Source organism: Helicobacter sp. TUL (assembly GCF_002287135.1).
Taxonomy (GTDB): domain Bacteria; phylum Campylobacterota; class Campylobacteria; order Campylobacterales; family Helicobacteraceae; genus Helicobacter_F.
Map to the genome: position 1 here is coordinate 1 of NZ_NESU01000032.1, position 1538 is coordinate 1538.

At 33.9% G+C, this 1538-nt stretch carries 1 protein-coding gene and 1 pseudogene; both read right to left on the minus strand.

Annotated elements, in window-relative coordinates; all coding sequences use genetic code 11:
• Positions 1-486: pseudogene (locus B9T66_RS08640) on the minus strand (TIGR02594 family protein); the annotation flags it as partial.
• Between the two features lie 178 nt (positions 487-664).
• Positions 665-1538: bacteriophage T4 gp5 trimerisation domain-containing protein (locus B9T66_RS08645; RefSeq protein WP_095628555.1), on the minus strand; the 874-nt coding region annotated here is incomplete at its 5' end.

A 1538-nucleotide genomic window follows, 5' to 3' on the forward strand; every position in this document is an offset into this window, starting at 1 on the left:
TGTGCTATCATAAAGAGGTTGGAGTATTATATTGTTAATATCATTATTTTCATAAAGCCCAAAGAGATTAGATTGCTTAAAGCGTCTTAGGGCTATGTCTTTGTTTTTTGTGCTTCCACTATTATAGCGTATCTCATACCAAAGCTTAAGGCGGGATTGCTCTTTGAGTGCTTCTTTAAAGCCTTTGCCAAATACTTGCTTGCTATCACCACAATATTGTATGTGTAATAAAGCAAGATATTCTTTTGAGGCTTGGAGTGTTTTTAGATTCTCTTGAGTGATGTCATTTTGTAAAATTTGTATATAGTCATTTTTGCAATCCTTAAGAAAAGTATCTAAAGCCTCTTTGCTCTCATTAATGTGTTGTATATCATTCTCTAAGTCTATGTCGAAGTATAATTTAAATGTATCATAAAGCAACATTTCACTACTTTGCTTGAGGGTGTTGTGAGCTGTATGAATTGTTAGTGCTTCAAGTTTGCTCATTATAATGCCCTATATTCTATTTGCAGCTATTGTTTTCATTTTGATTCTACTCTCATTCTATGACTTTCTTGTTTCTCTGTATTCCTGTGTTACCTTACTCACTTTTACCTCCTTAGATTCTCTATTCTCTCTTGGGCTTTTCACTCATCACTCTACCTTTTTAGATTCTATCTCTTTTCTACTCACTCTTAACTTCTCCACCTTTGACTATCAATCCTTTAGAATCTATTGTTACTTCTACTCCGCCAGCTTTGATGATGACAGAATCTGAAGTAGCGGTTATGGTAGTCTCACCCACTTGGTGAGTTATTTGATTGCCAGCTTGCACTTCGCAATTAGATTCTATATTAGTATAGCTAGAATCCGCAGTTTGTGTCAATTGTTTTTTAGTTTGTAAGCTTAAATCCTCATTACTTGATACAATAATATAATTATTTGAGCTAAGATTGAATTGTTGTTGCGTGTTTAGACTAATGCCATTTGTTGCATAAAGCTCATATCCTTTATTGATGTGATTCTTACTATCTCCCTCTATGATTTCTGTTTTATCCCCTCCCACTTCCTCTTTGCTACTCCCCCCAACTTCCACCTTCCTCTCTCCCCCAATACTCTCACTACTATCATTAGCCACTCTTAGTGTATTACTAGCTCCTATGTTTAGAGTATGAGATAATCCTACTATGGTATCTTTACTTAATGCTACATTGGTAAGATATTCTGCTCCAACTCTTACATCTTTTAAACCTAATATTTCTTGCTTATGATATTTAGTAATAGATTCACTATAGCTTCCTTGCACTTTAGAATCTTTATTGTTGTGTATAGTTTGAGAGAAATTATTATTTATAGATTCTCTATAGTCTTTTTGTGCTCTTATATAGATTTCTTCATTATCTTTGAGGTTAGAGAAACATAATTGATTATAACCATACTCTTGTGCTCCTATGGTTTTAGAGCTTAGTGTTGTGATATGATCTTGCTTGGGTAGAGTAGAGGGAATAGGGTTAGTTGTATTATACAAACTCCCTGATACATATGGCTTATCTATATCA